The sequence below is a fragment of the Marinomonas balearica genome (assembly GCF_004362145.1).
In the GTDB taxonomy this organism is placed as follows: Bacteria; Pseudomonadota; Gammaproteobacteria; order Pseudomonadales; family Marinomonadaceae; genus Marinomonas; species Marinomonas balearica.
This window is the reverse complement of the sequence record NZ_SNXC01000010.1, coordinates 93,428-120,054: the sequence shown is the minus strand read 5'-3', so window position 1 is coordinate 120,054 and position 26,627 is coordinate 93,428. Positions and strand designations below refer to the sequence as shown.

The following is a 26,627-nucleotide window of genomic DNA, read 5'->3' as shown; positions in this document are numbered from 1 at the left end:
CAGGTATAGCAGATAATTAAGAGGTACCACGATGGACACCAATGAAATTGTAGCAACTCTCCCTTTCATTAAAGATGCACCAAAAGAAGTTATAGATGCACTAAGACAGTGCGGAAATATAAAAGAGCTGACCGCAGGCGAATCATTAGCAAAGCAATTTGAAATTGGACAAGACATTTACTTTTTACTTGAAGGTGAAATTGCGATTACAATTCCTCTTCGAGAACAGAAAAAATCCTATCACGTTGGACTCATTAACGATTTACATGCACCGATCGGCTGGTCAGCATTTCGACACCCTTCACGTTACGCTACAAGCTTTCACGCGACGAAAGCAACAACATTAGTCAGCTGGCCCATTCCCGAAATCGTTAAGTTAATAGACTCCCACCACGAGTTCGGTAATCACTTCTTACGTTTTGTCTATACAGAGTCTTTACCGGTTTTGACCAACATTCAAAACCAAACTCGTCCCTTCTTTGCTAACGAGTCACTGGCTTTCGAAGAGACAAGACCACTACGAGAACCTGAATCACAAAAGCATACGTTAAAAGAAGCGACTGAATTGCTCTCAAACTCAGCGTTCTTCGAAAGTTTTACAAAAGCTGAAATAAATTCGTTTGCGCAAAAGTCGAATATTATCCTCGCCCATCAAGGGGATATTATTTCGCAGCAGGATGAATTCGCCGATGGCATCTATCTATTGGCAAAAGGAAAAGCCGTTATAAATTATCAGACAGATCGCGGGGAAATCATCACCACGCGCTCTATTTCTAGAACGGGAACGGTACTCGCTTGGTGTACATCCGATCTAAATTTGAAAAATCGAACGTCGATCGTTTCGTCTAGAGACTCGTCTATCTTGTATATCAGCAAACAAGACCTTATTTCTATCTTGGATGATTCGCCAAAAACGGGCATCAAGTATTGGCTACGACTTATTTGGCTGGTCGGAACCCATTTGCTCGCTGCACGTATGAGATACCTATCGCAAATAGCAAACGACGAAGTGTTGGCAGTGAACAATGTCATTGAGCAAAACAGCGCTGTTCTACCTGTGAGCTCTCCACTGTATAAGGTCGGAAAGTTGCTCAATTCTGTCGTTACCACCGATGAGGCGTTTGGTATTTTTTACGATTGCTTGCATTTTGGGACGAAGGTAGAGCGTACAATTTCTGGGATGTGTCTCGATATTTTAAAAGACCAACAACGCGAAAACGCATTTTATCGACAGTTAATGTCGATTTATGACCGCATTCATGAATTGCCACAAGACATGCAAGCCCATGATGTTCGTCGAACGGCTTCTGGGCTTTTTCAATTAGCATTCCAACAAACGCCGTATGTAATAAAAGGTCTGGAAAACCTTCCTAGAAGTCCAAACAGCATCTTTATTTACAACCACCTGAAAGGCGCTGAAAGTACACAATTGCCAAACGGTTTTCGATTCTCACTGGATGCCCAATTCATAAATACCATGGTCATCGACAAACAATTCGGTAAAACCGGAGAAAGAGTGGTTCGTCGCAGTAAAGATCATGAATACTGGCGCGATGACTTCTATGAACGATTCGGGAGCATCTTTGTAGAAAGCTGGGATGGTTTAAAAGCTGGTACGGAAAGTCATACGAAATTCATAGAACAAGGGCAAAAATCACTGCGAGAAGGTACGCCGCTACTCATCTCTCCTGAGGGAAAGAGCTTTCCAACCAGTGAGTCTCCTGGCGAGCTTTTACCGTATGTATTTGAACTTGCAAGTTCGTTAAACGCAGAAGAAGAGCCGTGGATTGTTCCCATTGCCGTCGCAAACTTCGACCGACGTGTTGACCACAACATCTATACCATTGTGATTAAACCCGCTTTTCGAATTTCAGACGTTGTCGATGTAAATGATCCAGCGGCATTAAAGACATTCCTAGCAGAGTATCGAAATACATATCGCAGCTATGTTGAAGAAGCGGATGCACTCGCTCAAGAAATAAAGATGAACCCTGTGCTTAGCTATCAGCAAGGCTTCCGATCAAATGTTAGACGCGTTAACCAAATTGATGTCGAGTTCGAATCCGATGTTCGAGAACTTGAATTTAGAGTGAACAACAAGGGTCATCACAACAACCCTATTGCCTTTTATGGCTCATCCACGATGAAACTCTGGGATAATTTCAAAGAAGCTTTTTGGCCTCACGATGCAATCAACCTCGGTTTTGGTGGCGCAAGTATTCGTGCGTGTGTTTATTACTTTGAGCGTATCGTTATCCCTCATGCTCCACGATCCATTGTGCTATATGTGGGTGACAACGACATAGGAAATAACAAATCGACCAACAAAGTAGTGTCGCATTATGTAGAGCTATTGGAAAAAATTGATCATTACCTACCCGGAACGCCGGTCACTATTATTAGTATTAAACCGAGCCCAACACGCGAAAAACTTCGCAAAAACATTGAGAAAACAAATAAACAGCTCGAAATGTTGGCGAAATCTCGTCCAAATACACGCTATCTTGATTTGTTTTCAAAATTACTGGATAAAAACGGGAATATTGACGAGTCTTACTTCGAGAATGATCGCCTTCACTTAAATGCAAAGGCTTACAAAGTATGGACAAATGAGCTTTTGAAGTTACAAAATTTTATATTTGAATCAAGAAAATAGTCCTCTATAACTGTTAGTATTGAAATAGAATTAACCTACGGACAATAACGATGACAGAGAAAAAATTCCGACTGGTAACCCGCAGTGACTTTGACGGCCTAGTATGTGCCGTTTTATTGAAAGACATGGACATGATCGACGACATTTTGTTCGTTCATCCAAAAGACATGCAAGATGGAAAAATCGAAATTGGTGAGAATGACATCACCACCAACCTTCCATACGTAGCTGGGTGTCATTTAGCATTCGACCATCATTTAAGTGAAACCGTACGTAATGAAGGTAATATCGAAAATCATATTATCGACCCTTCTGCACCCTCAGCTGCACGCGTTGTATACGATTACTACGGTGGAATAGAACGATTTCCTAAAATCTCTGTCGATATGATGGATGCTGTCGACAAAGGTGACTCAGCTCAATTTAATGAAGACGAAGTACTAAATCCTAAAGATTGGGTGCTCTTGAATTTCATTATGGATGCCCGTACCGGATTGGGTAGATTCCGTGAATTCCGTATTTCAAACTATCAACTAATGATGAAGTTGATTGATTGCTGCAAAGAAATGTCAATTGCAGAAATTCTAGAACTTGAAGACGTTAAAGAAAGAACCGAGTTGTACTTCGAACATGACGCAAAGGCCAAAGAGCAAATTAAACGATGTGCTACTGTTCATAAAAACTTAGTGGTTCTGGACTTAGCTGATGAAGAAACCATCTATACGACCAACCGATTTGTTATCTATGCTCTTTATCCAGACTGCAATATTTCCATCCATAAAATGTGGGGATTGAAAAAACAAAATACCGTTTTTGCAATCGGAAAGTCTATCCTTAATCGCTCTTCAAACACAAATGTCGGTGAGCTGTGCTTAAGCTATGGCGGTGGTGGCCACCTAAATGCAGGTACTTGCCAAGTTGAAAATGACGAAGCGGAAAGCATACTTTCAACTATTGTCGAAAAGATCAATTTAGACGGGTAATCATTTAGATTATTTTACGCTGTAGCGGCGGCCTATTGTCGGGATGAACTCTCGACTTAACTATCCGCTGAACGATCGACAATAGACGGCAACCGAAGATGCTACTTTCAAGAAAGTAGCATCTTTAAATTCCTTACGCATTGATCACCACTTTTGTACCCAAAGCGACCAGTATTGCCCCCATCCCTCTATCGACCCAACGAACATGCGATCGTAACCATTGCATCACGGGGCCACCAGCCAGCAACATTGCAACGATGACATACCATCCGCTGTCGATAATAACCACCGTTGCCCACATCTCAAATTGCCCAAGCAACCCCATTTCAGGCTCTATAAACTGACTAAACAATGCAATAAAAAACAAGGCCAATTTAGGGTTAAGCAGTGACACCAACAACCCATCGCGCATCGCTATCAAATAGCTGCCCACATGAGTATCTGTTTCTGACATTTGACCTTTCCCTGCGTATCTTAATGCTTTGAGCCCCATCCAGATTAAATAGCCACCTCCTGAAACGGATACCCAATAAAATATTTTAGGATACTCTTGGATAAGCACAGCCAACCCGACCATCGAAACAATAGCCCATAGACCGACCCCAAATCCGTGCGCCAACGCAGTAACAACACCGTGTTTTGAAGATTGCATCAGGGTTACACGCAGAACAACAGCTAAACTAGGGCCTGGAGAAAGCGCTCCCATTACACAAATTGCGACAAGAGAAAACCAACTTGCTAATGTCATATCTGTAATTCCTCTTTGACTACACAGCAGTTTTAAAAAGTCTTTTTAATCACAATACATTGATGATGAGCATGACTAAAATATTTGTTGACGTAAAGCGAAAAAACCGCGACGATGTCTTAGATCCTTTTTATAAGTAAGTAATTTATTATCATGACTTTTCAACTTGTTGCATCTAAACGTAAAGGCGATAAACGTAAGGCTAATAAGCTTTGCGGCGCTGACGTGTAGATACGATAAGTTAAGTATTTTCCGGCAGCATGTTCGCTGACGGGAAACCCCTTTCACAACATGCTGCTCTAACTCTAATAAGAATTAGCAAGAGGTTATAGCATGTTTCAAGGCGCAATTACCGCACTCATCACTCCGTTCAAAGACAACAAATTAGACGAAGACGCATTACGCCGCATCGTCCGTTGGCAAATTGATCAAGGCATCAATGGTCTTGTTCCTGTTGGCACAACAGGAGAATCTCCTGTTGTAAATGAGCAAGAACACAAGCGTGTTATTGAAATCACCGTTGAAGAAGCCAATAAAGCCGTACCTATTTTAGCTGGTGCAGGATCAAACAACCCAGTAGAAGCGGTAACTTACGCAAACTACGCAGCAAAAGCCGGTGCAGATGCGACGCTTCAAGTCGCGGGCTACTATAACCGTCCAAACCAAGAAGGCTTATACGCACACTTCGAACATGTACACAACAACTCTGAATTACCGATCGTTCTGTATAACATTCCTCCTCGCACCATCGTTGGGTTGGAGGTAGAAACGGTAGCTGAACTTGCAAAACTTGAGCGAGTAATCGGCATTAAAGATGCGACGGGAGATTTAACTCGCCCAATTCAAGAAAGGTCATTAATCTCAAAACCGTTTTCATTTTTAAGTGGCGATGATGTAACTGCCGTGGCCTACAATGTTGGCGGTGGCAACGGATGCATTTCTGTAACAGCGAATGTCGCACCAAAGCAAATGGTTGAGTTACATAGATTATGTCGCGAAGGGAAGTTTAGCGAAGCGGCGATCCTACAGGATAAATTATTTTCGCTTCATAAAGCACTGTTCTTAGAGCCAAACCCTACTGGCGCAAAATACGCTTTATCACTTTTGGGTATGTGTACAGAGGAATGTCGCTTACCGATGATCCCTTTAAGCGAAGCCACCAAACGCACCATTAAAGATGCCATGGTATCGCTAGAGCTTCTTTAGTTACATAACAAACTGACGAGACTTTGCTTCTTTACTCAGTATACTTGCAACCTCGCTCCCTGAGTTTGTCGAAGGAAATTGGAGCCACTAACTAAGTACTAGGCTTCGACAGGCTCAGCCAACGGGAATTGTAGTCTCGCTCCGTGAACTTGCAACCTCGTTCCCTGAGCTTGTCGAAGGGGATTGGAGCCTCTAACTAAGTACTAGGCTTCGACAGGCTCAGCAACAGGAATGTTCGTTGAGCCTGTAGTCTTGTGTCCTAAGCTTGTGAAGGGTGTAAGCGATTATGCCATTACCCTTCAGACGTTTGAATCTCGTTGCTGACAATTCCATCGTCATGTAAAAACAATGCTTCAAAATTTTGAGAGCTCATAGGTCGTCCAAAAAGATACCCTTGCACAATTCTCACCCCTATCGACGCTAACCAATCAGCCTGTGGTTTCGTTTCAACGCCTTCTGCGACTACATCCATCTTCAAATTTTGCGCCATGGACACGATGGTTTTAATTAGAATGTCGTCCGCTTCATTTTTGTTAATATTATTCACAAAAGAGCGGTCAATTTTTAAAGTATCTATCGGATATTTGGACAAGTACCCAAGTGATGAATAACCGGTTCCAAAATCATCAAGCGCGATAGAAAACCCAAGCGCTTTAAAGTCTTTGAATACCAAGGGTAAAAGATCATGATGCTCCAGCAACACTCCTTCAGTCACTTCTATTTGAATAACCTTAGGCGTAAGGTTGTGCGATTCGACCGTTTCAACGACTTTTTCCAAGAGTTTTTCATACTTAAACTGCAATCCTGAAAAATTAACGGCGATTTTCCCTCCTCTGTCGGTTAAATGCTGCCATTGTTCTAATTGCCCGCACACCATATCCAGCATCATCATGTCCACCTCTTCAACCAACCCCATCTCCTCAAGAACCGGAATAAACTCAAATGGAGAAATCAAACCTTTTTCTGGATGGTTCCACCTTACAAGTGCTTCCGCACCTAACACTTCGTTGGTGAGCAAATCGAATTTTGGCTGATAATAGGGAACAAATTCTCGCTGATCGAGCGCCCTTCGAAGATCATTTCTCAGTTGAAGACGCTCTTGCGCTTGCTTGGTCAATTCTGGAGTATAAAAACGAACCGAGCCTCTCTGCTCATGTTTTGCAGCATAAAGCGCAGAATCGGCATAACGTACTAAACTGTCGAGTTCAAACGCATCATCGGGATACAGGCAGGCTCCCGTACTGATCGAAATAGACATTTCTTTTGAACCAATTCCAATCGGAAGAGAAAGCTCTCCGCTGATATTGGTGACCATACACACAAATTCTTCTCTGTCTGGGATAGTAGGTAATAAAGCCGCGAATTCATCGCCGCCTAAACGAGCGATAATCGCATTTTTTGGAAGTATATCTCTTAGTCGATTAGAAAAACCTTGTAAAATTAAATCTCCATACTCATAACCCAAACTGTCATTGACACCTTTAAAATGATCTAACCCCAAAACAATCAATCCGAGTTTTACCGTCGCTACATTATTTTTAACGATTAATCGCTTTCTCACATCGTTAAGGAAGGTTGCTCTGTTCGGTAATCCAGTGAGCGAATCATGATAAGACAAGTAACGAACTTGCTCTTGATACCGCTTAACTTCCGACATGTCTTTACAGACAACGAGCACTGATACAAGCTCATTTCGTTCACCGAACTCAGGTGTCAGACTAACAAGGCAATTGACAGACCCAGAAAGGCTCGGAATTTCGTATTCAATCTCCACGCCGATTTTCCGTTTAAGCACTTGTCGCATACTTTCATCAATAGGAGATTCTACGTGTTTGGGGATTTCTTCTTGCTTGGTATAAATGTGGCGTTCAATGTCTGTAAAGTTCAAGCCGAGAAAATGAATAAAGGGCGTTCCCGACATTCTAGCGAGTACAGGGTTAGCATAAAGAAGACGGCAATAAGCATCAAAACGAGCGATCAAATCCGGTGAATTCTCTACAAGGCTTCTAAATCGAGATTCACTTAGGCGCATTTGTTCTTCGGTACGTTTTTTATCAGTTATATCTCTCCCAATTAATACTACTGACTCCACTTCACCTTTGCTGCTTAATTCAGGAATGCCATGCAAATCAAATATACTTCGTGTCCCATTGGGAGCACGATGGCTCAACTCTCCATCAGCAAATGTTTGAGTTTTAACAACACTTTCAACCAGCTTTTGAATGTAATCTGCAGAGGCGCCAACTCCGGAATACTCTCGTGGAGTACGACCGATTGCATTTTTGATCGTAACCCCCGTTACCTTCTCAAACGCTTTATTGGCATACATTCGACGCCCAGTACAGTCGTATCGAATGACAACATCATGGGAATGCTCGGCAACGTTCTCAAACAATAAAGTAGATTCAAGCTTGCGTTGGGTGTCACTAGAGGTATCTTTCACGGTCATCTGCAAAAGAAACCGTTCTTCACTTGCAGAGGTTTTAAACGGAATGTGCATAATATCGAGCGTCGGTTTGCCCAAGCCATGCAACGTCAAAGTTTGGTCAAATGAACGTGCTCGTAGACCCTCTTCAAACTCTTTGATGCTCTGCTCATATTCATGGGCGAAACAATCAATGAATATAAATGGGGCTGAACCCGATGAAAAATCTAATATTTCATACGCAGCACGACTTGCCCATGTCACCTGGTAGGACTCTGGCGTTGAGGCAAGCAGTAAGTAAGCTTCGTCTTTTGAGTCTAACGAATGCTTTAACGCGAGAAGACCAGCGTCAGACTCAATCGTGAATGGGTACAAACTCCCCAAAATACACCTCCAAAAAGCGCTGTACGGTATTACATCGCATTTCCTTGCAGTGAACAGCTTGCTGATTTAAATATCAATTTTTAAATAAGCCATGGCAGAAAGCCTCGAGAAAGCTTGCCACACGTTTTGACAATAAAGATCAGTATAGAAGTATTGGGGCAATTAGTCTGTTTTTGCGATAAGAGGAAATGTAGCAAGTCGTAACTAAGTTTGGGTATAAAACAGCGACTTAAACAGGTCGCATTGTGTTAATGCGAATCATAAATAAGGAAGAGTATGAACAATGAATGAAGAAACAATAGCGTCCTCGAACTTTCGTAACGCTATTGCTTCGATCTGTATCACAACCAAAAATCGAAAAGAGCTTACTCTCCGATGTGCCAGCCATTTGTCATTGGATAACGGCGATCCCGTCCAAAGCCGCGCTCTGTAAGGCGTACACCCGTTGGTGCCTGTCGTCGTTTGTATTCATTGAGATCCACTAATCTCAATATTCGGTAAACAGTTTCTCTATCAAATTTACCTAAGCCCAGAATATCTTCTGCGCTCATATCCATTTCGATATAAAGATGCAGAATTTCATCCAATACATCGTAGCTAGGCAATGAGTCTTCATCAACTTGATCAGGCGCAAGTTCTGCAGACGGAGGACGAGTGATGACACGCTCCGGAATTACATAACTTAACGTATTACGGTAACGACACAATTTAAATACCAGCGTTTTAAAGACATCTTTAAGCACCGAGTAGCCACCCACCATGTCGCCATATAGCGTCGCATAGCCTACGGCCATTTCGCTCTTATTGCCCGTAGTAAGTACCATATAGCCTTTCTTGTTAGAAATTGCCATTAAGGTAACGCCTCGCGTTCTGGCTTGTAAATTTTCTTCTGTTGTATCTTTACCGTACCCTTCAAACTCAGGTTCTAGCGTTTTCATAAACGCTGAAACCATAGGTTCAATCGGCAAAACGCTGTAGTTTACACCCAAGAGTTGTGCTTCTTCTTCTGCATCTTCAAGACTCATAGAAGAAGTATACGTATAAGGCATCATAACAGCTTGAACGCGCTCCGCTCCGATGGCATCTACCGCAACAGCGAGCGAAAGGGCGGAATCAATCCCACCACTTAAACCAAGCACGATGCCTTTAAAACGGTTTTTTTCTATATAGTCTCTAAGACCAAGTACCATGGCCTGATATACACTTTCTTCAATACTCAAAGCAGGTGCTATCGAACAAGGAACAGGCACTACTTTTTGATCACGTGTTTCATCAACACTAAAATCAACTGCATAAATACCCGTTTCAAACCAAGGAGCTTGACTTACTTTTTCACCGTGCGCATTGACGACAAACGAGCCGCCTTCATAAACCAGTTCGTCCTGTGCCCCCATATAGTTTACAAAAACGATAGGGAGTTGCGTTTCAGTCGCACGCTTATGAAGTAGCTGCTCTCGAACGCCCATTTTTTCAATATGAAAAGGCGAAGCGCTGAGATTAAGAATGAGTTCTGCACCCGCTTCTTTTGCTTGAAGACTTGAGTCAGGATGCCAGATGTCTTCACAAATACTTAAGCCCACTTTTACATTCTTGATCGTTACGATAAGAGGCTCACAGCCCTCTTCAAAATAACGTTTGTCATCAAAAACTTTGAAGTTAGGCAGCTTCTGCTTAGAATACTCTCCAAGTAAACGCCCCTGATGTATTACACCAGCACAATTAAATAAATCGCCATCAATTCGACGTGGATAACCAACGACGACATAAATGTCATGTACTTCATTTAGAATTTTTTGAATTGATTCTTCTATTCGACGGTCTAAACTCGGTCGAAGTAGTAGATCTTCGGGCGGGTAACCCGTTAAAGTTAACTCTGGAAAAACAACAACATCTGCTTGATGATGGTCGCGTGCTTCATTAGCAGCTTTGATTACAGACTCTGTGTTATTCTTTATATCACCGACCAGCATATCAAGCTGGGCCATTGCAACTCTAAAGGTCATGTTGTGGTTACTCGTTACACTTTATTAAACCAAGACTATATTGTCGTGGAATTGCCTAAGTAAGGTAAAGCTTATGATCGTACGTTTGATACTTTTTCTTCTGATTTTCTTTATTGGTTGGACGATTTATCGCCAAATCAACCGATACCTGAACCAACAGAAGGTGAAAAACGCGAAAAGCAGTCAGTCGAAGCCCGGTGAAAATATGACACCATGCGCAAAGTGCGGCATTTATGTCCCTGAATCTGACTTAATTAAAGATGCCAAAGGCAACCTCTTTTGCTCTCAGGAGCATTTATCTCAATTTAAGAAAGATTAATTGTTTCAATCGCTCATTAGAGAGTTATCCGCGCACTGCCTAATTGTGTGCGGTTTCTTTCCCAGATACAACGCACCACTTTCTTATCTTGGGTAAAGCAGCTGCGTGAAACCGTTTCACCTTGCGGGCTAACAACATAATGACGGATAAACCAAATTCGCCAACCTAGCACCTGTCGTTCTTTCCACTGAACTGTTTTTAGCAAACAAAACGACCCACATGGGCTTGGATAAGAAGGCTCTTTTACAATAATGCGCCAAAAACTTAACTCTATATTGGGATCAAACTCTGCATTTTTCGAAAATAACACTCTTATGTCTAGAATTTCTCGATAATTAGAAACAAGCAACGCTGATAACATTAAAGTGAATAGGATGGCAGGGGCCGAAAACCAGCCACGTTTTGTTCTCTTCATGTCACACCTACGGGCAGTAAATAGCCTCCAAGCGCTTCACATGAAGGTTGATATGACCAGTTTTTCGACCTAAAACTCCTGTAGTCAATATGAGGCGCCGAGCCAGCACAATGTCCAAAGAGGTATATATATTCAACCCATACCGCTATAAGTTGATCTGTACTGAATACGCCATATTCCCTCGTTATCAGATTAGCGTGTCCGTCACCGTTAGTATCCAACAAAGGATAAAAAGCGATGTATGCGATGCCTGCTTCCAGTTCTTGAGCGACCCTGTTGGCATCGGATTTTTTCCACAAGCCATTTAAGCCTGATCGACTCTTTGCAAGATACCAAACTGACAGCTCGGATGTTGCAATAAGCCCGCTAGCCTCGGTTAGACTAACGGGCAGAGCGATACTAAAACGACCTGTATTGTCTGGCATCATATTAACCAATGATGAACCGGAACACACATCAAGCCTGTATTGGGTTCTATTTCCCACTGCGCAGTCAGAGAATTCTCCAATCAATCGATGGCTTTCTCCGTGAAACTCGGCGACGCATTGCCCAACGTCTTCACCACTTAACCAATCTGAACCAAACAATGATGCTTTATTACTTAAAGGAAAGTTAGATTCGGAACCAATAACAATCGATCGAGATAAACCTGAGCAACCAAACTTTCCGATGCGACGCCATTGGGCGTCAAATTGGGTTTCGAGAATCCTACGCTTTTGAAATTTGGCTAGGTGATTCTGTTGATTAGATTGTGAATGGACTAGAAATCGTTGTATCGGAACCATTATGGACAAACATATTCCTAAGATTAAACAGGCTGTCACAACTTCCATTAATAAAAAGCCTTTTTTAAAATGCCTCATTGTGTGCTTGCTCGCTTTGCCCAAAGGTCAAACTGCGGCCCAGTACAGCGCGAACATTCTGGGAACGGTGAATGTAAAGACACGTTAGACACGTGCCCTACCTCTTGAGTCGCTCTTCCAACAAATTCACTACCCAGAATATGAAAATAGCTTTCACTAAAGTTCCTTAGGTTTATCTGACGTTGCTTCAACACCGTCTCATTCACTTGCGTTCCGCTATTTTCAATTAACGTTTTTGACAGTTGAAACAAAAATGCGATCATTGCTAGACTCAGAACCATTTCCAACAAAACCCATCCTCGACATTGTCGCTTAGAGAGTCTTACCTTGAATCTTTTTAGCATTGATCTCCTCCTACAAAAGAAGGGTCTTCGTATGCTCTACCGGCTTTATTGACAACGACTCGCTTTCGTTTCTCCCCTCTAAAGCACAAGTAGAAGGAGCCATTTTGAAAGTTTGACATCCCTGTTGGCAAAAAAGTAATTGCCGCTTTACGTGCAGGAAAACCACGCCATTGAAGTTGAATAAAATCTGGAAAAAGCCATGTTTTAAATGGCAATGGGGTACTGTTTCGTAAGATAGAGAGGCCATTTGACCAGTTCCCATCACACGATATTCCACCGCACAATGTAACCGATAACTTTGATTGTAACGCCAAGGATCGCGACAACTCTATGGCACTGAGCAAATGTCGGTTAGCTTGATAGAGTTGCTGCCGTTCTGACCACTTTTGATAGTAAGACAACATGTCTGTGGTGGCAGTAGATGCCATCATAAAAGAAAGGATGAGCAGTACACACAGTACTTCCCATAGGCTAAAAGCCCGTTTTGAATACATGGAAACCTCCTTGTCCCCATTAAAAACTGTAAAACGCTGTTTATGTAACGTGGTTGTCTATTAATTATCCTCTGACACATCACTGCTGCTGGTGGATCCATCACCGTGCGCTCCAAACATTGAATCCGCCATTTTTTCAATTAAAGAACGTTGGAACGAGAAGAAGTCGGGTAAGTTTGATTCTTTAGAATCGCTTTCATCGGCCTTATCCTTTTGGCGCATTTCAAACATACTTTCTAAGCTCGTCTGTACAATATCACGATAATTTTCAAACAACTCTGAAGACTTTTCAACGGCTGAGAGTAACGAGTCCTTGTACTCCGCTAGCGGCTCTTTTAGTGACGCCCCAAGACCTTGATCCGCTGTATTCGTATAAGCATTTGTTGCCTGTGCTGCGCGGTAGGTTTGAGTCATTTTAAGATTCATACTGAAACCAGAGAGCTGCTCTGTGTCAAACCCCACTTCGAGCGCTTTATCGAACGCGGAACTTAAATCACCATCAAAGAAGTTATCTGCGATATCACCTAATGAGTTAACAAGATCATTTATCGCCTCTTGCTCTTCTTCATTGAGATCTCCGTCTACAGCAAATTCAAATTTAAAGCCGCTGGTTGAACTTTCATAGCGCTGGAAATTCAACCCGTCTTCAGATACCTCATAGTTTTCACCTTGTGCCGCTGCTTGAAGCGCGTACAGATTCAGCTTTACGGTATCTCCTTCTGCGGTTTTAATTTCAATCTCTGAAGATTGAGTACGAGAGTAACTTTCTGCAAAGTTGCGAGAAATTCGATTAATTTCTGCTTGCGGATTAATCGAACTAGCAGATTGAGCGTCTATAGAGCTGTCTAATAGAGTCGCATCGTCGTTTTCTGCTGGTGCTCCAAAATAAGTATCACGCAATGCGTTGAGGCCTTCATCTAACAAACTGTCTGTTTCATCAATGTTTGCCTGAACATCTTGAGTTAACCAGCCTAAATCTTCGAGTTTTCCCATTGCGTCTTCCATACCCTTCGCAATGGCATTTTCTGCTTGCTCCAACACCGACTTGAGGCGCTCATCTTCAACACCTTCACTCTTGAGCTTTTCCATGTAACCGCCGACAAAACCCAAAATTCGGTTCGATACCGCTTCTGGAGAGAAATCTGTCTCAAACTTCGATGATGACGTTTGAGAGGCATAAGTCACCGTTTCTGAAAATGAAACTTGTACCCTCTGCTGAACAACGCCCATAGCACGAGTCGCGCCAGACGCAGGGCTGTATTCATCTCCCGTCACAGTCGCACCTTTCGAGGACGTCGACTGCGTCGTGCTGCCAGAATTTTGCCTGTTTCCACTCAACAGCTTACTTGTTGTATCGTTTAATCCATTTATCGACGTCGCCATGATGCCTCCGACAAAAATAATTCACTATGACTATCTTAACGCCTGAATGTAAAGAAACTTTAAAGATTAATTGAGCGTTTTATAGTCGATTTTTATTTCATTTCAAACCAATCAGTTAGCAACTTGGCCACTTGTCGTGGTTTCTGAAAAGGCAGGCTGTGATCACACCCTTTTAAAACCGCGTGTTTCCATGCTGGTTTTCTGGATACAATTTGATCGTAATGTGAACGAAGAGCATCATTACTTAATGCGCCTGAAATCAGCAACGAAGCGCGAACACTGTCGATCAGCTCGTTCCTAGCATGCGGCGCATTTACAACGCCTTGAACCCAGTCTGTAACGGCATCTAACGCATATGCAAAGCCATGCGGCCTATGCGCTAAACGGGACTGTGTTGTTGCTTCAGTCACAGGGTGCTTCTTGCGTTCAGGAGCAACGCTGTTCATAAACAAGGCGACACCTTGTTCCACATCACCTGTTTCTCTAATAATCAAAGAAGCTTCACGATAACGTTCACGAATCCCCATGAGCGCCCCTAAATCCTCCCTGTCGAGAGAAGCAGGCTCAAGTAATGCCATTTTCGAAGATACGTTACTTGCTTCCGTTCTCACCTGGTTTAGCCTAAGACCCACTAAACCGCCTAGCGAATAACCCACAAAATCAAACTGGTTCCAATCTAAATACGTCAACAATGAGTCAACTTCGCTCGCAAGGGAATCAATTGAAACGGGCCGTTCGTCCCGCTCATTGAAATAACTTTCTCCCATCCCTGTTAAGTCAGGCAATAACACCCAACGCCAATGATTAAGGTGCTCTAAAATAGGTAAAAAAGTAATGTCAGCCGCGACTCCTGCCCCATGAAGCATTAAGCATGACGCATCGGTAAGGCTTTCGGGATTATGAATAAGTCGGTAACGTAATGTTACTTCTCCCAGATGAAGATAATTGATCTCAGACACTTTAAATTTCCTCATAACCCCCCAATTAATATAGGGAAATAAACTTAAACATATTTGTGGTGAATTATGTCAGAAATAAAACTGATAAGCCTTCCTTATCAGTCATCGATGGTGGATCTTTTTGCTCATTACCGAGATCTCCCTTTACCCATTTTATTGGACAGCAATCACAAATCCTTTAACGACACTCGTTATGATTTGTTGGTCGCAGATCCCATTGCGATGATTTCTGCAAAGCATGAAGAAACTAAGTTAATTTGGCGGGACACGCCTATTTACGAGATGGGAAACCACCAAAATCCACTCGATACGCTTGATGAACTAATGTCTTATACCGTTCAGGAACCTTGGGCGATCAAAGCGCAAAAAGACATTCCATTTACCGGAGGGCTGGTTGGGTATTATGGATACGAATCTGGACATTATGTAGAAGCATTGCCTCAAAGCTGTATTGATGACATTGACCTTCCTGACCTTTTAGTTGGCCTATATGGTTGGGCGTTAATCACTGACCATCAAAAACTCGAAACATACTTGATGCTAACGCCTTGGTGCATCGACGAGCAGAATGAATTACTTGAACGGTTTAAACCAAGCGAACCTGTCGAAGCGACATCTTTTCAATTAGACAAACGCTTTACGTCAAACATGACGCAAGAAGAATACGCCGAGAAGTTTGCAAAAGTTCAAGATTACATCCAAGCGGGTGACTGTTATCAGGTCAACTTGGCACAGCGTTTTTCAGCACCTTATAAAGGCGACTCTTATCAAGCCTATAAAGTGCTCACTGATGCCGTACCTACTCCATTTTCCGCCTACATCGAGCTAGGAGCTGGCGCTGCGATATTATCTCATTCTCCCGAACGGTTTCTGAAGTGTAATGATGGTCGCATTGAATCAAAACCCATCAAGGGCACTCGACCACGAGGAGCAACGCCAATAGAAGACAAAGCGCTCGCCGAGGAATTGCTAACCGCCGAAAAAGACCGAGCCGAGAACCTTATGATCGTCGACTTACTTCGAAATGATCTAGGCCGAAGCTGTTCCACGGGATCAGTAAAAGTGCCTAAGCTTTTCGCTTTGGAAAGCTACGCGAATGTTCATCATCTTGTCTCGACTGTTGAAGGCCGAATTGAAGAACCGCAAGAACACATTAAAGTATTCAATCAAAGTTTCCCGGGCGGCTCAATTACAGGCGCACCAAAAATAAGAGCGATGGAGATAATTGATGAGCTAGAGCCCCACGTCAGAAGTGCTTATTGCGGTTCGATCACTTACTTCAGCAGCAATGGGCAAATGGACTCCAGCATAACAATTAGAACCATGGTTGCAGACGGTCAACATATTCACTGTTGGGCGGGCGGAGGTTTAGTCGCTGACTCAAAATGCGAAGAAGAGTATCAAGAAACCTTTACTAAAGTCGGAAAGTTGACTCATACTTTAGAGCAAGGTTTCTTGGAGAAGTAGAAAAATGACTGATGTAGAGCATTTTTTAGAATCCCCGCCTCTGGATGTCGACATCGAAGAAATTCGCACGGCACTCAATGCAGGAAATCCGCACTTCCAAATTCAAAAAGAAGAAGAACGACGTGCAATGCTCGCTCACCACTCAGATAGGCTCGGAGTCAGTGCCGAGAAGGTTGCGCTGCGCTCAGCGGCCGTATTGATCCCCATTCGCCAAGCAATGGGAGGAGATGGCGATTTAGAAGTGTTATTTACCCAACGCGCGCTTCATATGCGAAATCACCCCGGCCAGATTGCATTCCCGGGCGGCAAGCACGACCCTGACGATTCAAGCATCCAATACACAGCTCTTAGAGAAACATTGGAAGAAGTAGGATTGGCACCAGATTGCTTCGACCTGTTAGGAGAGCTTGGTGAGTATTGCTCAATTTCTGGTTTTTGCATCAAACCCATTATCGCGGAAATGACACGCCACAGTGAGCTAAGCCTGAGTAAAGACGAAGTAGAAAGCGTACACTGGGTCCCCCTCGCCTACCTACTCAATCCGGCGAACTACCGCTACAAAGAAAAAAAGATCGGCGGACTTACTCGTGGATATTTTGAAGTCGAATACAATAAAATCCGAATTTGGGGCGTGACTGCTGGCATATTACACGGCCTTTATCACACACTTCGTCATTCAAAAATGAGGAATTGACGACTGAACTTAAGCCGACTTTTTCTCAATCACCTGTGCGTTTAAATTGCTCTCTCGCTGCCAGACCTTTACAAATCGGTCGTAGCATTTTTCCAACTCACGAACGTGATCAAACAATAATTTACCAGCACTTGTTAATTCCGTACGCCTTCCATGACGAATCAACAATGCATTGCCTAAACCCTTCTCCAGTTTTTGGATATGCTGACTCACCGCAGGTTGCGTTAAACCAAGCAACTTTGCCGTTTGAGTAAAGCTGCCCGTTTCTACAAGCACCTTAAATGTGGTTAGATGTTGTGTATTAAGCATAATGTGTCCTTATGATTAGGTCGCCATTATGCCTGTTCAGTATTATTGGGACATTGACCTACATCGTGTTTTAATGAGTTATCTATGATATGACACATCGAATTTGAGCTAGGCAGGTAACGTTAAATGAATAACGATGCATACGACGATTTTACGATATGGGAAGAGCGACAGTCTGGCCCGAAGGTTAATAGAGATAACGACTACAGAACCGTTTATCAACGTGATCGAGCGAGAATAATACACAGCGCCGCTTTTAGAAGGCTTCAGTCAAAAACGCAGATACTCGCTATTCGTCAAAATGACTACAGCCGTACACGATTAACACATTCATTAGAAGTATCTCAAATTGGCGGCGGTATCGCTTTCCACTTACGTCACCGCTATCAGGATAATGAAGCGTTTCTACCGTGGCTAGCTGATGATGCTTTAATCGAGACAATTTGTCTAAGCCATGATATTGGGCACCCTCCCTTTGGTCACGGTGGAGAAGTAGCTCTAAATTATATGATGACAGATCATGGAGGTTTTGAAGGGAACGCGCAATCTCTAAGAATCCTGTCAAAACGAGGCTCCTATTCCGATGAGTTTGGTATGGACGTGTCGCGTAGAACGATGCTGGGCGTATTAAAATACCCAGTATTACATGATGACGTTGTTGGACAGTACCCCGCGAAACCGAGCAACTTAAGACAGTTTCAAGCAAAACTCTGGTCGCCACCAAAATGCATCTATGCAGAAGAAAAAGACCTTCTAAATTGGGTTCTCTCGCCGTTTAGTGAAGCCGATAGAAAGCAAATGGCTAAAACAAAACCTGCACAAAATAACAGTCATTCTGTCTCTTTATTTAGCAACTTTGATACTTCCATAATGGATCTGGCGGACGATATCGCCTACGGAGTGCACGACCTAGAAGACGCTATCGTCTTGGGCATGGTCACTCAGGAGATGTGGAGCAAATATTTAGAACCCCAATTAACCCAGCTTGATACGTCCTACCTCAATAAAAATATAAAGACCGTTAGAGACCAACTCTTCAGTGGTAAAAGCCATTTAAGAAAGGAAGCAATTGGAAATTTGGTTAGTTGGTTTATAACATCTTGTGAAATAAGCGAAAATACGGACTTTGAGCATCCTTTGCTACGTTACAGCGCAACGCTTCCTAGCGCTCAAAAAGAAGCGTTAGCCACGCTTAAAAACTTCGAAATGCAACACATCATTAAACGTCCAGAAGTACAAATGTTGGTTTATAAAGGGCAACAGATGTTGCTTGAAATTTTTGAAGCGCTAAATTCCGATCCAGATCGATTGTTGCCAAAAGAGATAGCATCCGAATGGAGAGCGGTTAAAAAAGCAGAGGGAAACAGTCAGAGAATTATATGCGATTATATGGCATCGATGACTGACGATTACGCAAGTAGGTTATATAACACGCTGTTCGTACCAAGCGTAGGATCGGTATTCGAGCCGATTTAATAGCCCATTATTGGGTAAATTCGACCCCCATAATCACCATGTTTTCTAGGTCATTATGGGGCAGTTTTACTGCATTGGGCACGACACCATAGTGACTAAAATTTTGCTGCTCAAAAAACTGGATACTCGATGTGTTCCCTGAAAAAATATTAACCACAATCGTAGATAAATTTAAATCATGTGAATCGTGCTCAATCTTCTTAATCAGTGTTTTCCCGACCCCATTTCTGCGCCACTTTTTAGCAATATACAGCCCCAACTCGGCAACATGATCAAACGCTTTCAAACCATAATAAGGCTCTAATGAGCACCAGCCCACTATTTCGTTTTCATACGTTGCGACCCAAACAGGCCGTTGCTCTGTCGCTTGCTCAATCCAACTGATTGCAGTAACAAGAGTAATGTCATCGAATGCAATGTGCTGTTGATAAATATCCAGAATAAAAGGCGCATCATCCAATCTTGCGTGACGCACCTGAATTACATTCTGCTCCGAAACAAACACACTTTAACCTTGTTCAAGCAATCTACGTAGGTCAATAATAGCGGCATTAGCGCGGGAGATATAAGACGCCATTACAAGCGAGTGATTCGCTAACATACCAAAACCGCTGCCATTTAATATCATAGGAGACCACACGGTAGCTTGTGTCGACTCTAATTCTCGAATGATTTGTCGTAAGCTCACAAGTGCGTTTTTATCTTGCAATGTAAATACGAAATCCACTTCAATTGCTCGCAAGATATGAATTAGCGCCCAACTAGCACCACGCGCCTCATAAAAAACATCGTCAATTTGAGTCCATGGCGTCCGCACATACGTATGTGATGAGGTTTCTGTGGATTGTCTAGCCGTTGGGTCTCCGGCAAGATCGGTATTTTCACGTACTTTTACAACACTTGCGGACAATCGCTGAGAAAGAGAACCTAAGCGCGTTGATACGTCAGACAGCCAATCCCGTAGATTGTCCGCACGAGCGTAAAACTGGGCGTTTGAATCGGCTTTGTTTGCCAATCGATCCAAGTACGCTAATAGCTCATCGTTCCCTTTTTGATATTCACTTTCACTGGAAGGAAGCGCCCAGCTTTTGTTATCAAAGTTATACTGCGGCTCCGCCACTTTTAGGTTCACATCTTCAGTCGACTGAGACTGTGAACGACTAAACTCTTTTCTTAATGCGCGTGCTAGGTCACGAGACTGCACCAAAACACCAAATTCCCAAGCTGGCATGTTATCCATAAACACACCGGGAGGCATGATATCGTTGGTTATGAATCCGCCTGGCTTTTCGAGCAATGTATCAACAATTTCATACAGTGTATTTGACGTTGTGTAGCCTACCGCCAGCTTTTTGCTGTTATTGAGATAGCCTCGTTGTTCCGCTCTAGCCTTGGCCGCAGCAACCACATCAAAACTGCTCGGAGCCTGACTCCAATAGAACCCCAAGCCTCCCAAAATCAGTACAATCACTAACAGGCCTGCGACAACCCCTTTACCTATTCCCGATAAGTTATCGGTATGCTTCCAAAACGCAATGCGATCAATTAAATTCGCCATGCAATTGTTTCCTAATTTGGTTTAAGTTCGATTGAATAGTCAGTTCGATGATGAATCATCGCCCGCACTCTAAATTCTGACGTACGACTGTTAATAATTTGATATATCAGCCTAGCTTCTTTGTCGTTTGCCCAATTAATAACCAACCTTTCTTGTTTAAGGTTTACTCTATCAATAATAGGTTGCATTTTTGCAAGAATTTCCGTTTCGCTCAATCTAAATAGATTGGATGGCAAATAATACCGATTCGATACAGAAGAATCATTACTACGAACGACACTTGCTCGTTTTTGTTTTCGTTCACGTTCTTCTCCAGATATTTGAGCGAAGGTCTCAGATATCAAGGGGTCTTGAGGGTTAACCGATTTTGCTTTATTTAGATAACGATAGGCCACTTTGTATTGGTGGTTCGAGGCTGCGTTTTGAGCCCATTCAATGTAGGTTTCTACAATTTCAGCTAACCCTAGTGTGGCATCGTAGTTTCCAGGCTCTCGACCAAGCGCAGCTTGATAATATAGATTGGCATTGTCATGAGCGGGCGTCAAAAAGCGTTTTTTATCAAAAGCGACACGCGCCAGATACAATAGCCGATTTACTATTTTATCTTTGCTTTTTGCATACTTTGCCGTCGTGCCCCCGCCATCTGGAAAATTAGACTCGCTATTTTCTACGCTCGTATCTAAGGTAGCCGACGCAACGATATTTTGTTGGTTCTCATGTTCTATGGAACCTTCCGCATCGTTGCCTATTGCACTCTCTAATGGCAATACCGAACTATTGTCTTTTTGTTTTGGGTTTCCAGCACAACCAGACACACACAAAACAACAACGAGGAAATAAAAGTACTTTTTTATCAATTTTAGACTCTCATGTAGCAACTTTTTGGCGCACTGGTAGTCTATAGTGCTGACATTAATATGAAAACTCCTACGACACGTTTTAAATGAGACAATTTTTACATAGCTTTTCTATCTTCCTGTGCGTCATGTTTGCACCGTATGCAAACGCTTTTAATTTTGACTCTTCTTTTGGATCAAATAATGCGTCATCGAGCTCTGAATTTTTACCTGTTGAGCAAGCTTTTGTCCTATCTGTCAATAAACAAAACAATCGCCTCATAGCCACATGGCAAATTAAAGAGGGCTACTATCTTTATAAACATCAGTTAAAACTAAAAGGACAAGATGCGGATAAATTCGCGTTTTCCTATATACCGAAAGGCGAACCCAAGCACGATCCATATTTTGGAGACGTCGAGGTCTATCATGATACCCTTGACGTTGAAATAACCCCTGTAGGCGGACTTACAAAAAATACGGAGCTAGAAGCTCTAATCGGCTACCAAGGGTGTGCTGAGAAAGGATTGTGCTACCCTCCTCAAACATCTCCTATTTACTTTACCGTTCACGACTCTAACCTAGCAGCCAAGAAATCGACGAGTTTTGACAATCAACTCAAGGAAATACAGCAACCTGTACCACTTGAAAACACCAAAGCGTCCACAGCATCAAGCGTAACCGAAACACTACAAAGCAATTCATGGCAGGTGAGTTTAGGAGTCATGTTTGGCCTAGGATTGCTTTTATCTCTTACTCCCTGTGTTTTACCAATGATTCCTATTGTGAGCGCAATTGTCGTAGGCTCAAAATCTACCGCTTTAAAAGGGCTAGGTCTTTCGTTCATTTATGTTGTGTCAATGGCATCCACTTATGCACTTATCGGTGCGCTAGCAGGTCTTTTTGGCACTCAGCTTAATATACAAGCAGCCTTACAAAGCCCCATTGTTATCAGCCTAAGCGCGGCTTTATTTGTCTTTTTAAGCTTCGCAATGTTTGGGTTATTTGAAATTAGGCTCCCTACTTTCCTTACGAACCGACTTCAGAATTTTTCGACTCAAGTACAATCAAACTCTAATCGCTCGGCGTTATCACACTACGTCGCAGTCGCATTTTCGGGCGTGATAGCCACTCTTATTGTCTCACCTTGCGTATCAGCACCACTTGCAGGCGTTATTCTATACATCAGCAGTTCTGGCGACAGTTTATATGGCGCAGGTATGCTGTTTACAATGGCCTTAGGTATGGGCGCACCGTTGTTATTAGTTGGCTATTTTGGGGCACGCGCTCTACCCAAAAACGGTGAATGGCTAAATGACATCAAGTTTATTATGGGGTTCGGATTACTCAGTATTTCGATCTGGCTTATGTCTCGCTTTATTTCTGGAGAGCTCAGCGTCGCTCTGTGGGCAATATTCTTTTTAGTTCTCGCTTCCTACTTTATTCACAGAGCCGTTGCACTCGCTTCCCACCCTGTCCGCTGGTTTTTGGCGCTGCTTTCAAGTGTGCTGGCCGTAAGCCTTTCCATCGGCACCTTGAGTGGAGCGAACAACCCTGCCACACCATTCCAAAAACTGGCATTATCCGGCAACAATATGCAGACGCAATCTACGGTTCCTTATGCCGCAACCATTGGATCTTTATCTGAATTAGATGCCGTAAAAGCCGCAAATGTCGGGCACCCAATGGTGCTGGATCTGTATGCTGATTGGTGCATCAGCTGTAAGGTGATTGAAGAAGAGATCTTTAAATCGCCTGACGTCTACCCTTATTGGAAAAATGTAAAAATAATCCGCGTCGATGTAACAGCCAATTCAAATAGCAACAAACAACTCATGCAGCACTTTGAACTGTTTGGCCCTCCTTCACTTGTCTTTATAAACCCTCAAGGAAAAGAAGAAAAAGAGCTCAAAGTTGTAGGTGAACCGACTAAAGAAGAGGTAATTCAAAGGCTACAGTTACTCCAACAAAGCAGACAAGGTTAACCTCTGATCAAATTACAACCAATAAAAGCCTGTTTTATCTATTTAACAGCAAAACTGGACAATTTCGCGGATTTTAACGATAATTTGCCATCAAATAACTCAGTGAAATATACGAAATTACATAAAGAAGCCCATTTTAGGCGAGTCATTTCATTTGCTATGCAATTCACTGAGTTCTACAGAATTTCTTTTAAAGTCTGATTTTAGTCATCAGGCATTTCATACAATACGACAGAAAAGAGTACCGTCATGGACATTCGTAAAATCAAAAAGCTAATCGAACTACTAGAAGAATCCAATGTTTACGAAATTGAGATTAAAGAAGGCGAAGAAGCTGTTCGCATTAGCCGCGGTGGTGCACCAGTACAAGTAGCGGCTGTTGCAGCACCTGCTCCTGTTGCAGCAGCTCCTGTTGCTGCTCCAGCCGCAGCTCCAGCAGCAGGACCTGAAGAAGTTACAGGCCATGCTGTTAAATCTCCAATGGTAGGTACTTACTACAAATCTTCTGCACCAGGTGCAAAAGCATTCGTTGAAGTCGGCCAAAAAGTAAATGTTGGTGACACTATTTGTATCGTAGAAGCGATGAAAATGATGAACCAGATCGAAGCTGACAAAGCTGGTACGATTGGTGCGATCCTTGTTGAAGACGGCGAGCCCGTTGAATTTGATCAACCTCTTGTAACTATCGTTTAATTTACGGCTATAGGTTTTATCATGCTTGATAAGGTATTGATCGCAAACCGAGGCGAAATTGCACTTCGTATTCTTCGTGCATGTAAAGAACTCGGTATTAAAACAGTTGCAGTACATTCTAAAATAGACCGCGACTTACTTCACGTTCGCTTAGCTGACGAAACAATTTGTATTGGGCCTAACCCTTCAAAAGACAGCTATTTGAATATTCCTGCTTTAATCAGCGCTGCGGAACTGACAGATACATCTGCCATCCACCCAGGATACGGTTTTTTAGCAGAAAATGCTGACTTTGCAGAACAAGTCGAAAATTCTGGTTTTACATTCATCGGACCAAAAGCAGAAACCATACGCCTAATGGGCGATAAGGTTTCCGCTATCAAAGCGATGAAAGAAGCAGGCGTTCCAACCGTACCAGGATCAAATGGTCCAGTACCATCGGACCCAGAAGAGTGTCTTAAAATCGCTCGCGAAATTGGCTTTCCGGTTATCGTTAAAGCCGCAGCTGGCGGTGGCGGTCGAGGCATGCGAGTTGTTCACAATGAAGCAAGCCTATTAAAATCCATCAGCATCACTCAGTCTGAAGCGGGTTCATACTTCGGCGACAGCACGGTTTACATGGAAAAATTCCTACAAAACCCTCGTCACGTCGAAGTTCAGGTCATCGCTGACGGTCAAGGTAACGCGGTTCATCTATATGATCGTGATTGCTCATTACAACGTCGCCATCAAAAAGTACTTGAAGAAGCGCCTGCTCCAATGCTGAATCAAGAATCTCGCGAAAAATGTCTTAAAGCATGTGTTGATGCGTGCATCAAAATTGGTTACCGCGGTGCCGGCACATTTGAATTTTTGTACGAAGATGGGCATTTCTATTTCATTGAAATGAACACGCGTGTTCAAGTAGAGCACCCTGTTACTGAAATGGTAACGGGTATCGATATCGTCAAAGAACAGCTGCGTATTGCATCTGGTCAACCATTATCGATCAAACAAGAAGACGTTACGTTAAAAGGGCATGCTGTTGAAGCTCGTATCAACGCAGAAGATCCTAAAACCTTTATGCCAAGCCCAGGTAAAGTAAACTACTTCCACGCTCCAGGCGGTATGGGTGTTCGCGTTGACTCTCACCTTTACAGTGGTTATTTGGTTCCACCTACGTATGACTCTATGATCGCTAAGATCATCTGTCATGCAGACAGTCGCGAGCTTGCATTAAAGCGCCTATCTGTTGCTTTAGAAGAAACATTTGTAGACGGTATTAAAACCAATATTGCGCTACAAAAAGATCTTTCAACAGATCCGAACTTCATTGAAGGTGGCGTTAATATCCATTATCTAGAAAAGAAACTCGGTCTATAATTCATTGACCACTGCCGAATTACATCGTAATGTAATTCGGCAGATTGAGCTTCAGGACGTATCAAGTTCTATTTGATATGTCCTTTTATATTCCTTCTCATTAATCGATCTAGAATGAGCCTAATATCTCGCTCTACAATCAGAAAGAAGTACACTTAGGACGACTCGCTTTATGTCTTGGCTACAAATTCGTATTCACACTACTCCTGATCATGTTCCCTCGTTTGAGGACTCACTACTAGAGTGTGGCGCTATGGTAGTCACATTTGAGGATGTATACGACGATCCGGTGTATGAACCTGATTTGAATACAACACCTTTATGGAAACACACTAAGGTAACGGGGCTATTTGAAGCCGATTCAGACATTGAACACATTCGCCCTGTTATTGAGCACTGCGCGGAAAAGCTGGGCCAAACAAACATTGATTTGAAAATAGAAATTCTCGAAGATAAAGATTGGATTCGAGAATGGATGGATAACTATCATCCAATACAGTTTGGTAACCGCCTCTGGGTTTGTCCTACTTGGCGTGAAGTTCCAGACGAAAACGCAATAACATTAATGCTCGATCCTGGATTGGCATTTGGTACGGGAACACACCCGACAACAGCGCTTTGTTTAGAATGGTTGGACAGTGTTGATTGCGATAATAAAAGCATCATAGATTACGGTTGTGGATCTGGTATTTTAGGCATTGCGGGTCTTCTATTAGGCGCCAAACAAATGATTGGTATCGACATAGACCCACAAGCAGTAGAAGCTACCCGTGCAAACGCAGAACGAAATAATATAGAATCATCAAAGTACGAAGTAAAACTTCCACCTTACGATTCCGATTTACAAGCTGACTTGGTCGTTGCAAACATATTGGCCGGACCGCTGGCGGAATTAGCCACCGTTATTTCTGCAACGGTAAAATCGGGTGGGCAACTCGCTCTTTCTGGTGTTTTAGCAAATCAAGCACAGGATGTTGTTGAAGCCTATAAACCATGGTTCGACATTGAAAGCATCGTAGAAAAAGAAGAGTGGATTAGAATTGTTGCTACGAAAAAGTAGAAAAA

General features: G+C 42.8%; 24 protein-coding genes. 11 read left to right on the top strand and 13 right to left on the bottom strand.

All coding sequences use genetic code 11. The features are described 5' to 3' along the window. The first annotated feature begins 31 nt into the window (after positions 1–31). Positions 32–2,656, top strand: coding sequence for a GDSL-type esterase/lipase family protein (locus DFP79_RS05745; RefSeq protein WP_133502985.1), 2,625 nt, complete (start codon positions 32–34; stop codon positions 2,654–2,656). Between the two features lie 50 nt (positions 2,657–2,706). Next, entirely contained in the window at positions 2,707–3,639 is a 933-nt protein-coding gene (locus DFP79_RS05740; RefSeq protein ID WP_133502984.1) for a DHH family phosphoesterase, read from the top strand. Between the two features lie 133 nt (positions 3,640–3,772). Here the strand turns inward: DFP79_RS05740 and DFP79_RS05735 are convergent, their stop codons facing one another. Continuing rightward, positions 3,773–4,387: a LysE family translocator gene (locus tag DFP79_RS05735; RefSeq protein WP_133502983.1), complete on the bottom strand. Its 615-nt coding sequence runs from the start codon at positions 4,385–4,387 to the stop codon at positions 3,773–3,775. Positions 4,388–4,720: 333 nt separating this feature from the next. Here DFP79_RS05735 and dapA point away from each other — a divergent pair, with 333 nt between their 5' ends. Next, entirely contained in the window at positions 4,721–5,593 is an 873-nt protein-coding gene (gene dapA / locus DFP79_RS05730; protein WP_133502982.1) for a 4-hydroxy-tetrahydrodipicolinate synthase, read from the top strand. Between the two features lie 292 nt (positions 5,594–5,885). Here the strand turns inward: dapA and DFP79_RS05725 are convergent, their stop codons facing one another. Together DFP79_RS05725 and DFP79_RS05720 are read right to left on the bottom strand one after the other, a co-directional pair. Then, a complete protein-coding gene (locus tag DFP79_RS05725) occupies positions 5,886–8,402 on the bottom strand; it encodes a bifunctional diguanylate cyclase/phosphodiesterase (protein ID WP_133502981.1) in 2,517 nt (838 codons plus the stop codon). Between the two features lie 365 nt (positions 8,403–8,767). Then, positions 8,768–10,405: an NAD+ synthase gene (locus DFP79_RS05720; RefSeq protein WP_133502980.1), complete on the bottom strand. Its 1,638-nt coding sequence runs from the start codon at positions 10,403–10,405 to the stop codon at positions 8,768–8,770. A 73-nt stretch (positions 10,406–10,478) separates the two neighbouring features. On the opposite strand from DFP79_RS05720, the gene DFP79_RS05715 reads away from it, so the two are divergent. After that, positions 10,479–10,724 carry a PP0621 family protein gene (locus DFP79_RS05715; protein WP_133502979.1) on the top strand — a complete coding sequence of 82 codons (246 nt, stop codon included), beginning with the start codon at positions 10,479–10,481 and terminating at the stop codon, positions 10,722–10,724. A 16-nt stretch (positions 10,725–10,740) separates the two neighbouring features. Here the strand turns inward: DFP79_RS05715 and DFP79_RS05710 are convergent, their stop codons facing one another. The 6 genes from DFP79_RS05710 to DFP79_RS05685 all read right to left on the bottom strand — a co-directional run bounded on the left by DFP79_RS05710 (position 10,741) and on the right by DFP79_RS05685 (position 15,182). Next, the gene (locus DFP79_RS05710; RefSeq protein WP_133502978.1) at positions 10,741–11,139 is read right to left on the bottom strand and encodes a hypothetical protein; all 399 of its coding nucleotides are present in this window, start codon (positions 11,137–11,139) and stop codon (positions 10,741–10,743) included. Next, entirely contained in the window at positions 11,136–11,933 is a 798-nt protein-coding gene (locus DFP79_RS05705; RefSeq protein WP_133502977.1) for a hypothetical protein, read from the bottom strand. Before DFP79_RS05705 ends, DFP79_RS05710 begins: the two co-directional genes overlap by 4 nt. A 65-nt stretch (positions 11,934–11,998) precedes the next feature. Continuing rightward, positions 11,999–12,346: a hypothetical protein gene (locus DFP79_RS05700; protein WP_133502976.1), complete on the bottom strand. Its 348-nt coding sequence runs from the start codon at positions 12,344–12,346 to the stop codon at positions 11,999–12,001. After that, positions 12,340–12,840, bottom strand: coding sequence for a GspH/FimT family pseudopilin (locus tag DFP79_RS05695; RefSeq protein ID WP_133502975.1), 501 nt, complete (start codon positions 12,838–12,840; stop codon positions 12,340–12,342). Before DFP79_RS05695 ends, DFP79_RS05700 begins: the two co-directional genes overlap by 7 nt. A gap of 60 nt (positions 12,841–12,900) precedes the next feature. Continuing rightward, complete coding sequence (locus DFP79_RS05690) at positions 12,901–14,223, bottom strand: DUF5610 domain-containing protein (RefSeq protein ID WP_133502974.1); 1,323 nt, start codon at positions 14,221–14,223, stop codon at positions 12,901–12,903. 92 nt (positions 14,224–14,315) lie between these two features. Next, complete coding sequence (locus DFP79_RS05685; RefSeq protein ID WP_133502973.1) at positions 14,316–15,182, bottom strand: alpha/beta fold hydrolase; 867 nt, start codon at positions 15,180–15,182, stop codon at positions 14,316–14,318. 66 nt (positions 15,183–15,248) lie between these two features. Between DFP79_RS05685 and pabB the strand changes: the two genes are divergently transcribed. Together pabB and DFP79_RS05675 are read left to right on the top strand one after the other, a co-directional pair. Next, positions 15,249–16,649: an aminodeoxychorismate synthase component I gene (pabB, locus tag DFP79_RS05680; protein ID WP_133502972.1), complete on the top strand. Its 1,401-nt coding sequence runs from the start codon at positions 15,249–15,251 to the stop codon at positions 16,647–16,649. A gap of 4 nt (positions 16,650–16,653) precedes the next feature. Continuing rightward, positions 16,654–17,343, top strand: a complete 690-nt coding sequence (locus tag DFP79_RS05675) for an NUDIX hydrolase (RefSeq protein ID WP_133502971.1) — start codon at positions 16,654–16,656, stop codon at positions 17,341–17,343. A 9-nt stretch (positions 17,344–17,352) separates the two neighbouring features. On the opposite strand, the gene DFP79_RS05670 is transcribed toward DFP79_RS05675, so the two are convergent. After that, a complete protein-coding gene (locus DFP79_RS05670; RefSeq protein ID WP_133502970.1) occupies positions 17,353–17,652 on the bottom strand; it encodes a LysR family transcriptional regulator in 300 nt (99 codons plus the stop codon). 126 nt (positions 17,653–17,778) lie between these two features. Here DFP79_RS05670 and DFP79_RS05665 point away from each other — a divergent pair, with 126 nt between their 5' ends. After that, positions 17,779–19,128, top strand: a complete 1,350-nt coding sequence (locus DFP79_RS05665; protein WP_133502969.1) for an anti-phage deoxyguanosine triphosphatase — start codon at positions 17,779–17,781, stop codon at positions 19,126–19,128. A 7-nt stretch (positions 19,129–19,135) separates the two neighbouring features. Here DFP79_RS05665 and DFP79_RS05660 read toward each other — a convergent pair whose 3' ends face one another. From DFP79_RS05660 to DFP79_RS05650, 3 genes are read right to left on the bottom strand one after another with little or no spacing between them, the layout of a single operon-like run. After that, positions 19,136–19,633 carry a GNAT family N-acetyltransferase gene (locus tag DFP79_RS05660; protein ID WP_133502968.1) on the bottom strand — a complete coding sequence of 166 codons (498 nt, stop codon included), beginning with the start codon at positions 19,631–19,633 and terminating at the stop codon, positions 19,136–19,138. Between the two features lie 3 nt (positions 19,634–19,636). Beyond that, positions 19,637–20,686 carry a DUF2333 family protein gene (locus DFP79_RS05655; protein WP_133502967.1) on the bottom strand — a complete coding sequence of 350 codons (1,050 nt, stop codon included), beginning with the start codon at positions 20,684–20,686 and terminating at the stop codon, positions 19,637–19,639. 11 nt (positions 20,687–20,697) lie between these two features. Next, a complete protein-coding gene (locus DFP79_RS05650) occupies positions 20,698–21,543 on the bottom strand; it encodes a tetratricopeptide repeat protein (protein WP_133502966.1) in 846 nt (281 codons plus the stop codon). A gap of 86 nt (positions 21,544–21,629) precedes the next feature. Here DFP79_RS05650 and dsbD point away from each other — a divergent pair, with 86 nt between their 5' ends. The 4 genes from dsbD (at position 21,630) to prmA (ending at position 26,622) form a co-directional block, all read left to right on the top strand. Beyond that, complete coding sequence (gene dsbD / locus DFP79_RS05645) at positions 21,630–23,507, top strand: protein-disulfide reductase DsbD (protein ID WP_133502965.1); 1,878 nt, start codon at positions 21,630–21,632, stop codon at positions 23,505–23,507. A gap of 249 nt (positions 23,508–23,756) precedes the next feature. Further along, a complete protein-coding gene (accB, locus tag DFP79_RS05640) occupies positions 23,757–24,200 on the top strand; it encodes an acetyl-CoA carboxylase biotin carboxyl carrier protein (protein ID WP_133502964.1) in 444 nt (147 codons plus the stop codon). Between the two features lie 21 nt (positions 24,201–24,221). Further along, the gene (gene accC / locus DFP79_RS05635) at positions 24,222–25,562 is read left to right on the top strand and encodes an acetyl-CoA carboxylase biotin carboxylase subunit (protein WP_133502963.1); all 1,341 of its coding nucleotides are present in this window, start codon (positions 24,222–24,224) and stop codon (positions 25,560–25,562) included. A 172-nt stretch (positions 25,563–25,734) separates the two neighbouring features. After that, positions 25,735–26,622: a 50S ribosomal protein L11 methyltransferase gene (gene prmA / locus DFP79_RS05630; RefSeq protein WP_133502962.1), complete on the top strand. Its 888-nt coding sequence runs from the start codon at positions 25,735–25,737 to the stop codon at positions 26,620–26,622. Positions 26,623–26,627: the final 5 nt, after the last annotated feature.

What these genes read in the sequence shown, in the direction of transcription:
- accB (WP_133502964.1), top strand. Translation starts at nt 23,757, where the DNA reads ATGGACATTCGTAAAATCAAAAAGCTAATCGAACTACTAGAAGAATCC.
- DFP79_RS05715 (WP_133502979.1), top strand. Translation starts at nt 10,479, where the DNA reads ATGATCGTACGTTTGATACTTTTTCTTCTGATTTTCTTTATTGGTTGG.
- pabB (WP_133502972.1), top strand. Translation starts at nt 15,249, where the DNA reads ATGTCAGAAATAAAACTGATAAGCCTTCCTTATCAGTCATCGATGGTG.
- DFP79_RS05695 (WP_133502975.1), bottom strand. Translation starts at nt 12,840, where the DNA reads ATGTATTCAAAACGGGCTTTTAGCCTATGGGAAGTACTGTGTGTACTG.
- dapA (WP_133502982.1), top strand. Translation starts at nt 4,721, where the DNA reads ATGTTTCAAGGCGCAATTACCGCACTCATCACTCCGTTCAAAGACAAC.
- accC (WP_133502963.1), top strand. Translation starts at nt 24,222, where the DNA reads ATGCTTGATAAGGTATTGATCGCAAACCGAGGCGAAATTGCACTTCGT.
- DFP79_RS05670 (WP_133502970.1), bottom strand. Translation starts at nt 17,652, where the DNA reads ATGCTTAATACACAACATCTAACCACATTTAAGGTGCTTGTAGAAACG.
- DFP79_RS05700 (WP_133502976.1), bottom strand. Translation starts at nt 12,346, where the DNA reads ATGCTAAAAAGATTCAAGGTAAGACTCTCTAAGCGACAATGTCGAGGA.
- DFP79_RS05745 (WP_133502985.1), top strand. Translation starts at nt 32, where the DNA reads ATGGACACCAATGAAATTGTAGCAACTCTCCCTTTCATTAAAGATGCA.
- prmA (WP_133502962.1), top strand. Translation starts at nt 25,735, where the DNA reads ATGTCTTGGCTACAAATTCGTATTCACACTACTCCTGATCATGTTCCC.
- DFP79_RS05710 (WP_133502978.1), bottom strand. Translation starts at nt 11,139, where the DNA reads ATGAAGAGAACAAAACGTGGCTGGTTTTCGGCCCCTGCCATCCTATTC.
- dsbD (WP_133502965.1), top strand. Translation starts at nt 21,630, where the DNA reads ATGAGACAATTTTTACATAGCTTTTCTATCTTCCTGTGCGTCATGTTT.
- DFP79_RS05665 (WP_133502969.1), top strand. Translation starts at nt 17,779, where the DNA reads ATGAATAACGATGCATACGACGATTTTACGATATGGGAAGAGCGACAG.
- DFP79_RS05655 (WP_133502967.1), bottom strand. Translation starts at nt 20,686, where the DNA reads ATGGCGAATTTAATTGATCGCATTGCGTTTTGGAAGCATACCGATAAC.
- DFP79_RS05735 (WP_133502983.1), bottom strand. Translation starts at nt 4,387, where the DNA reads ATGACATTAGCAAGTTGGTTTTCTCTTGTCGCAATTTGTGTAATGGGA.
- DFP79_RS05720 (WP_133502980.1), bottom strand. Translation starts at nt 10,405, where the DNA reads ATGACCTTTAGAGTTGCAATGGCCCAGCTTGATATGCTGGTCGGTGAT.
- DFP79_RS05690 (WP_133502974.1), bottom strand. Translation starts at nt 14,223, where the DNA reads ATGGCGACGTCGATAAATGGATTAAACGATACAACAAGTAAGCTGTTG.
- DFP79_RS05740 (WP_133502984.1), top strand. Translation starts at nt 2,707, where the DNA reads ATGACAGAGAAAAAATTCCGACTGGTAACCCGCAGTGACTTTGACGGC.
- DFP79_RS05675 (WP_133502971.1), top strand. Translation starts at nt 16,654, where the DNA reads ATGACTGATGTAGAGCATTTTTTAGAATCCCCGCCTCTGGATGTCGAC.